The 7,510-nt window shown below is 70.9% G+C and carries 6 protein-coding genes; 4 read left to right on the top strand and 2 right to left on the bottom strand.

All coding sequences use genetic code 11. The features are described from left to right. Window positions 1-210: 210 nt before the first annotated feature. Window positions 211-813: a DUF1992 domain-containing protein gene (locus tag ACIPV1_RS14180; RefSeq protein ID WP_402726677.1), complete on the bottom strand. Its 603-nt coding sequence runs from the start codon at window positions 811-813 to the stop codon at window positions 211-213. Between the two features lie 13 nt (window positions 814-826). Beyond that, on the bottom strand, window positions 827-2,656 hold the full coding sequence (locus ACIPV1_RS14175; protein ID WP_402726676.1) for a glycoside hydrolase family 15 protein: 1,830 nt from the start codon (window positions 2,654-2,656) through the stop codon (window positions 827-829). A gap of 497 nt (window positions 2,657-3,153) precedes the next feature. Here ACIPV1_RS14175 and ACIPV1_RS14170 point away from each other — a divergent pair, with 497 nt between their 5' ends. From ACIPV1_RS14170 to ACIPV1_RS14155, 4 genes are all read left to right on the top strand, one after another. Continuing rightward, window positions 3,154-4,320 carry an RtcB family protein gene (locus tag ACIPV1_RS14170; protein ID WP_402726675.1) on the top strand — a complete coding sequence of 389 codons (1,167 nt, stop codon included), beginning with the start codon at window positions 3,154-3,156 and terminating at the stop codon, window positions 4,318-4,320. A 108-nt stretch (window positions 4,321-4,428) separates the two neighbouring features. Next, window positions 4,429-5,262 carry a DUF1206 domain-containing protein gene (locus ACIPV1_RS14165; RefSeq protein ID WP_402726674.1) on the top strand — a complete coding sequence of 278 codons (834 nt, stop codon included), beginning with the start codon at window positions 4,429-4,431 and terminating at the stop codon, window positions 5,260-5,262. A gap of 139 nt (window positions 5,263-5,401) precedes the next feature. After that, a complete protein-coding gene (locus tag ACIPV1_RS14160; protein WP_402726673.1) occupies window positions 5,402-6,277 on the top strand; it encodes an SMP-30/gluconolactonase/LRE family protein in 876 nt (291 codons plus the stop codon). Between the two features lie 71 nt (window positions 6,278-6,348). Further along, on the top strand, window positions 6,349-7,428 hold the full coding sequence (locus ACIPV1_RS14155; RefSeq protein ID WP_123937341.1) for an alpha/beta fold hydrolase: 1,080 nt from the start codon (window positions 6,349-6,351) through the stop codon (window positions 7,426-7,428). Window positions 7,429-7,510 lie beyond the last annotated feature (82 nt).

Here is a 7,510-nt window from a genome sequence, read left to right as displayed (position 1 = left end):
AACGCCATCCTGACCGGCACCACCGTCCACGTCTCCGAAGACGCCGCCGGCCTGCTGAACAAGACCTTCGGCACCGACGCCGTCAAGCGCGGCCTGCTCGTCGGCACCGCCACCATCACCGCACAGATCAAGTAACACCCCGCACCACACGCACCACCGCACCACTCGTGAAGGGCCGCCCCGGGCAACCGGGACGGCCCTTCACCACGTTCAGTGACGCCGGCGCCACCACCGACGAGGTCGGTCGTCAGACCCGGCCGCCAGTGCAGCCGCAGCCGCTGCGGCCACAGCGAGACGGGCCTCCCGGCGGTCACGCCACGCGGTGACCTCGTCATCGACGTCCCGCAGCGGCGTCACGACCGGCGGCCCACCGAGCAGCTGACGTCGGGCTTCCTTCACCCGGGCGTTGAAGTCCACCAGGACATCGCGCACGTCGGCCTCCGTCGACAGTGCGTCGAGGGCATCGTCGAGTTCCGCGTCCTCGGTGCGGAGTGCGAGAGCGGGAGGAGCGATACCGCGGATGTCCTCGCGTTCGATCTTGGAGCGGATCCACCAGTCCGGGTCGTGCTGCCCGTCGTTCCCGGGCAGGGGCTTGCCGTGGTACGGATTGCCCTCGAAGACGCCGCGGCGCTCGGCCTCCTCGATCTGCGCCCGAGCGTGCGCGGCGACGTCGGCCGCCTTCAGCAGCCGGCGTTCCTCACGCACCTCGTCCGGATCGAGCGACCCCCGCTCGATCTCACTGTCGACCAGCTGCTGGTAACGGTAGCGAGCGGCCCTGCGGAGCCGGTCCATCCGTGCATCGACGTCGTTCATGACCCCTCCATGATCACTCCGAGTGGTCGTCCTCGCCAGTCAGTTCCTCGATGGTCAGCGCTGCCTGGATGAGCGCCAGGTGCGACAGTCCCTGGGGGAGGTTGCCCATGAACGAGCCGTCCTCGCTGATCATCTCGCTGAACAGCCCGACGTCGTTCGCCTGGCCGACCATCTCGTCCATCAGGGTCCGAGCGTCGTCGATCCGGCCCGTGCAGGCCATCGCGGCTGCGAGCCAGAACGAGCACGCGACGAAGGGCGACTCCTCGTCCTCGATGCCCGAGTAGCGGTACACCAGCGGTCCGCGCTGCAGCTGCTCCTCGATCGCCCGGATGGTCGACGCCATGCGTGGGCCGCGGTCGAAGGAGCTCATCGCGTGCAGCAGGATCGACGTGTCGAGCCCATCCGAACCCGGGTACATCACGTAGTGACCGCGTTCCTCGTCCCAGCCGTGTTCCGCGACCCACTGCGTGATCAGTTCGCGGTTCTCGACCCACTTGGCGCGCGGCCCGTCGATCATGCCGGCATCGTGGAGGTCCACCGCGGCGTCGAGGGCCTGCCAGCAGCCGATCTTGCTCGTGACGTAGTGCTGGGTGTCCTCGAGCTCCCACATGCCCGAGTCCGGTTCCTCCCACCGGTGGCAGGCGTCGTCGGCGAGTTGCTGCAGGACGGCCGCGGTCTTCCGGTCCAGGACGTTGCCGGCGTTCACGTACTGGCGCAGGATCTCGAAGACGTCACCCCAGACCCCGAGCTGCAGCTGGTCGCCAGCGCGGTTGCCCACCGTGACCGGGCCGATGCCGTTCCACCCGGGGACGTCGCGCTCCTCGACGTCGTCGCTCTTCGTGCCGTCGAGCTCGTAGAAGATCGGCATGTCCTCGTCGTGCTCGGCGATGGTGCACATCACCCACGACACCGCCGCGTGGGTCTCCTCGCGCAGGCCGAACCGGGTCAGGGCGTGCACGGTGTACGACAGGTCGCGCACCCAGGCGAACCGGTAGTCCCAGTTCTTGCCGCCGGTCCGGTCCTCGGGCAGGCTCGTGGTCGGCGCCGCCGCGATCGCACCGGTCGGCGAGAAGATGAGCAACTTCAGGGCGAGGGCGCTGCGCTGCACCGCCTCGGCCCAGGGGCCGTCGTAGGAGAACTCCTCCGACCAGGTCGCCCAGTTGTCGATCGTCCGGTCCATCGCGGCGAGTGCACTCTCCGGCCGCGGCATGAAGATCGGCTCGTCGTGCGTGCCCACGATGGTCAGGATGTGCTTCGATCCGTCGCCGGTGGTGAACCGGCCGGAGAAGCGCGGGCGGTCGTCGTCCACCGGATCGAACCCCTGCTCGACGATCGCGATCGTGATGCCGTCGATGCCGATGACGGCGCCGTTCGCGGTGTCGAGGCGCTTCGGCTCAGCGGTCCCCAGCAGGGTGCCGGGCACGACGGCCCACTCGAACTCCACGGACCCGTTGACCCCCTGGACACAGCGCGCGACCTCGGCCCACGGCAGGCGACCGGCGACCCCGGTGACCATCGCGTCCGTCACCGTCGCCCGCCCGGACGGTGTCGTCCACGTGGTGACGAGCACGTTGGTGCCGGGCAGGTACTCGCGGGTGACCTCGGCCGATCGGTCCACCGGGCGGAGCGCCACGTGGCCGCCGTGTTCGGCGTCGAGGATCTCCGCGAACACGGGCGGCGAGTCCATCGAGGGGATCGGCAGCCAGTCGATCTGTCCGTCGCGGGCGATGAGCGCGACGGTCCGACCATCGCCGATCGCTCCGTAGGTGCGGAGCGGGGCGTAGCCGTCGGTGCGTGCGTGGGTGTCGACCGCGTCGAGGGTGTCTTCGGTGCGCTCCGTCATGCACCCAGACTGCCCGCGCCCGAGGCGCGACCATCAGGCGGACGTACCCCGCTGTGGAGGACGCGGGACGGACCTCCCGGCTGTGGACGACCGCGACACGCCCGGGTGAGTTGCGCATCCCGGGCGTGTCGCACTACTGTCGCTCTCCTGCCCAACGGCAGGAACGCCAGCGGCACCAACGCCGCCGGCAGGAACGCCCGTCCCGGGCACACCGGAAGGACCGCGCATGCGCGCCGTGCAGCACAACGAGGAACGCGTCGAGCTCCAGCTCGACGCGACCGCCGTGCTGCCCGAACCGCAGCAGCAGTGGTCCCTCCGCTATCCCGCGTAGGCACGGAACGTCCCACGACGCCCCGTGCCCACCCGGCCCGGGGCGTTCGTCGTCCTGCTCATCCTCGCCACGTCGCGCTCGACGTCGCCCGGAGCGCAGGCCGGACACCGTCCCGGACCGTCATCGAAGACCGTCCAGACGGCCATCCTGAAAGCGAGACGAAGCAATGAAGAAGATCAACGACCGCCTGCTGAGTTGGGCCTCGATGCTCGAGGACAACACCGAGCAGCAGGCCCGCACGACCGCACGCATGCCGTTCGTGTTCCCGCACCTGGCCCTGATGCCGGACGCCCACCTCGGCCTCGGCGCCACCGTCGGGTCGGTCATCCCGACCCTCGGCGCGGTCATGCCGGCTGCCGTCGGCGTCGACATCGGCTGCGGCATGATCGCGGTCCGGACCCAGTTCACCGAGGCCGACCTGCCCGACGACCTGCAGGAGCTGCGTGAGCAGATCGAGCGCGCGATCCCGCTGTCGGCCGGCGCGTCGAACCGCAAGATCGTCGCGACCGCCGAGCCGCGGATCGCCGAGCTCGAGGCGATGGCCGACGCCGCCGGGTTCGACCCCGCACAGGCGCACGGCGGGTGGCGCAACCAGCTCGGCACGCTCGGCTCCGGGAACCACTTCATCGAGGTCTCCCTCGACGAGGAGAACAGGGTCTGGCTCTTCCTGCACTCCGGATCGCGGGGCGTCGGCAACAAGATCGCACAGCGGCACATCAAGGTCGCCAAGCGGCTGATGGAGCGCTGGTGGATCCAGCTGGCGGACCCCGACCTCGCCTACCTGGTCGAGGGCACGCCGGAGTTCGACCGGTACATCGCCGAGCTGCGGTGGGCACAGCACTTCGCCCTGCTCAACCGCGAGGAGATGATGGACCGCGTCGTGCGGCAGCTGTCCGAGGTCGTCGGTACCCCCGTCGACGAGCAGGAGCGGATCAACTGCCACCACAACTTCACGCAGCGCGAGACGCACTGGGGGAAGTCCGTGTGGGTGTCCCGCAAGGGTGCGATCCAGGCGACGGCAGGTCAGGCCGGCCTGATCCCCGGGTCCATGGGCACGGCGTCGTACGTCGTCGAGGGCCTCGGCAACAAGCCGTCGCTCGAGTCGTCGCCGCACGGAGCCGGTCGGCTGTTCTCGCGGAGCGCGGCACGGCGGACCTTCACGCACGACCAGCTGCGGGAGGCGATGGTCGGCATCGAGTACCGCGACACCGACGCGTTCCTCGACGAGATCCCGGGCGCGTACAAGCCGATCGACCAGGTCATGGCGGACGCGTCGGACCTCGTGTCGATCCGGCACACGCTGCGGCAGGTCGTCAACGTGAAGGGCGACTGACGGGAGGCGCGGGTGCAGCCCGCCCCGCGCCGCCCGTCCGGCTCCGGGTCAGCCCCACTGCCCGGCGCGGCCCGGACAGACCGGCCCGCGTCGGGCACGCTTGACCGGATGAGCGACACAGCAGAGCACGCAGCACGGGAGACCGGACGACAGGTCCGACGAGCGGCGGACAGCCGCTGGTTCGAGCTGACCGCTCGCGCCGGCTTCGTCGGCAGCGGCATCGTCCACCTGCTGATCGGGTACCTCGCGATCCTGCTCGGCATCGGCAACGCGTCCTCCGGCGGTGAGACCGACCAGTCCGGAGCACTGCAGCAGATCGCTGCCGTGCCGGGCGGGGTCTTCCTGCTCTGGCTGATCGCGATCGGCACGGCAGCACTCACCGTGCGGCTGATCGTCGAGGCCGTCGTCGGCGGCCGGTTGGACAGCACGCGTGGGTGGCTCGCCCGGGCGAAGGACGTCGCGAAGGCCGTGGTCTACGGCATCATCGCGTACTCGTCGGCGTCGTACGCCCTCGGCGCCGGGTCGAGTTCCAGCAGCTCGTCGCAGAGTGCCGCGGCGAAGACCCTCGCGACGCCCGGCGGGGTGTTCGTGCTGCTCCTCGCCGGCGCGATCGCGGTCGCGGTCGGCATCGGGCTCGTGGTCATCGGGTGTCGGCGGACGTTCCGGAAGCAGATCACCCGACCGTCCGGGACGCTCGACCGGGTGGTCACGGTGCTCGGGGTCGTCGGGTACGTCGGCAAGGGCATCGCCGTGGTCATCGTCGGTGTGCTCATCGGTGTGGCCGGACTGCGGAGCGACCCGGAGCAGGCGACGGGCCTCGACGCGGCGTTCGACGCGGTGCGCTCGATGCCCGGTGGCGTGTTCGTCCTGGTCGCGATCGGCATCGGGTTCCTCGCCTTCGGCGTCTACAGCTTCTTCCGCGCGAGGTACGCCCGCCTCTGATCGAAGCGGGGCCTGCGGACTTTCGTGCCAGGCGACACTCCACGCGCCCGCGGTCTCGTGAGGTGTCGCCCAGCGCGTGAACTGGTGGGCAGCGCGCCCGGCTGAGGGAGCACGGAGCCGGCGCCGGTAGACCGGTCCGATGAACACCAGCGCGACGACCGGGCCCGTGACCGTCTTCTCCGACGCCCGGGCGGTCCTCGCCGAGAGCATCGTGTGGGACCCGTCGGCGCAGCTGCTCCGCTGGACCGACATCACCCTCGGCACCCTCGTCACCGCGCAGTCCGACGGCACCGTGGTGTCGACGGTCCCGCTCCCGCCGCCGCTCGCGAGCTTCCAGCCGCGGGCCTCTGGCGGCTTCGTCGCAGCGCTCGGGGACACCGTCGTCGTGACGGACGAGCACGGGGTGGTCGAGCGTGAACTCACCCGCGTCGAGCACGCCACGGCCGGGCTCCGGTTCAACGAGGGCAAGTGCGACCCGTTCGGCCGGTTCCTGGTCGGCAGCATGAACCTGACGACGGGCGAGCCGGACGGTGCGCTGTACTCGGTCGAGGCAGACGGCACGACGCGACTGCTCCGCGGCGGCTTCGGCGTGACCAACGGCTTCGAGTGGTCGGACGACGGCACCGTGATGTACGTCACCGACACGAGCGCGTCGACGATCTACCGTGGGTCGTACGGTCCGGACGGCGAACTCGGCGAGCTCGAACCGTTCGTCGTCGGCCACGCCCACGACGGCCTGGTCCGCGACGACGAGGGCTGCTCGTGGAGTGCGGTCTACGGCGGCGGCCGGGTGGAGCGGTACGGCCCTGACGGATCGCACCTCGAGACCGTGGAGCTGCCCACCCCGAACGTGACGTCGGTGGCCTTCGGCGGCCCCGACATGTCGACGCTGTTCGTCGCCTCGGCACGGGAGAACCTCACCGAGGATCAGCTGGAGCAGCACCCGTCCTCTGGGGCGATCCTGGCGGTGCCGACGCGGGTGCACGGGTTCCCCGCGAACACCTTCAGCGGCTGACCGGGCGGGAGCGCACGCTGCGGCGGTGTCCGCGGGTATCGTGGGCGCTCGCCCGACCCGAGGAGACCCACGTGAACGACGAGCGCACGGCAGCCACCCCGGACCCGGCCGGCGAACTCGCGGAGGCCGAGAACGCCGACGTCACCGTCGAGGTGGACCGGGTCGCGGTCGACGGCACGTACGTCCGCGTGAGTTCGATCGGCGAGCCGGGGGAGCGCGCCTTCCTGCTCGTCGCCGGCCTCGGCATCGCGGCCACCTACTACGAGCGGCTCGCCCCGCACCTCAACGAGAACGGCCCGGTGCACGCCCTCGACCTGCCCGGCTTCGCGGGCGTTCCCCGGTTCCGCGGGAAGGTCTCGATCGAGCGGTACGCCGACGCCGTCGAGAAGGTCATCGACGACCTCGGCCTGGTCGACCCTGTCCTGGTCGGCCACTCGATGGGCACCCAGGTCGTGACCGAGGTCGCGGCGCGTCACCCCGAGATCTCGGACCTCGTGCTCATCAGCCCGGTCGTCGACTCGCACGCGCGCACGGTCCGCCAGTCCGCGTTCCGGTTCCTGCGGTCGACCCTGCACGAGCCCTCGGCGGTCCGGTGGCACGGCATCACGGCGTACGCGCTGTGCGGGTGGCACTGGTTCTCGAAGGTGCTGCCGCGGATGATCGCGTTCCCGATCGAGGAGCGCGCGGCCCACGTGCAGGCGCGCACCCTCATCGTCCGCGGCGAGCACGACGCGATGGTCCCGCGGGACTGGATCCGCCGGCTCGCGCGGGTGTTCCCCTACGCGGTGCTGCGCGAGGTCGTCGACGGCGCCCACTCCGTGATGCACGCCCAGGCCGACGCGGTCGCACGGCTTGCGGTCGCGCACGTCGACCACCGGCTGCCGGACCGCGGGGTGGGTTCGCTGCAGCGGGTGCGCGACGACTCGACGGCGTCCGACCTGTCGCGCCTGAGTCCGAGCGAGGCGTGGATGCTCGTGAAGTCGCGCTTCGTCGAACTGGTCGGCATGGCGAAGAACGACGACGAGACCCTCGAGGCGGCGAAGTCCGCCCACGCGGTCGCGATGGCCGACGGCGACGACCTGCCGGTCGACCCCGCCGACCGCAAAGCGGTCGTCGACGCGGTCGCACCCGAGGCCGACCCGAACCGCTGACACCGGGCACTGCAGGCGACGTACAGGAGGCCCGGTGCCGGTTCACGGAACCGGCACCGGGCCTCCCGTCGGTCGCGTCCAG

It is taken from the genome of Curtobacterium sp. NPDC089991, assembly GCF_044748425.1.
Lineage (GTDB): Bacteria > Actinomycetota > Actinomycetes > Actinomycetales > Microbacteriaceae > Curtobacterium.
This window is presented reverse-complemented; position numbering and strand designations above follow the sequence as displayed.

Excerpts from the sequence above, each read along its gene's own strand:
- ACIPV1_RS14180 (WP_402726677.1), bottom strand. The coding sequence starts at position 813 with ATGAACGACGTCGATGCACGGATGGACCGGCTCCGCAGGGCCGCTCGC.
- ACIPV1_RS14175 (WP_402726676.1), bottom strand. The coding sequence starts at position 2,656 with ATGACGGAGCGCACCGAAGACACCCTCGACGCGGTCGACACCCACGCA.
- ACIPV1_RS14170 (WP_402726675.1), top strand. The coding sequence starts at position 3,154 with ATGAAGAAGATCAACGACCGCCTGCTGAGTTGGGCCTCGATGCTCGAG.
- ACIPV1_RS14165 (WP_402726674.1), top strand. The coding sequence starts at position 4,429 with ATGAGCGACACAGCAGAGCACGCAGCACGGGAGACCGGACGACAGGTC.
- ACIPV1_RS14160 (WP_402726673.1), top strand. The coding sequence starts at position 5,402 with ATGAACACCAGCGCGACGACCGGGCCCGTGACCGTCTTCTCCGACGCC.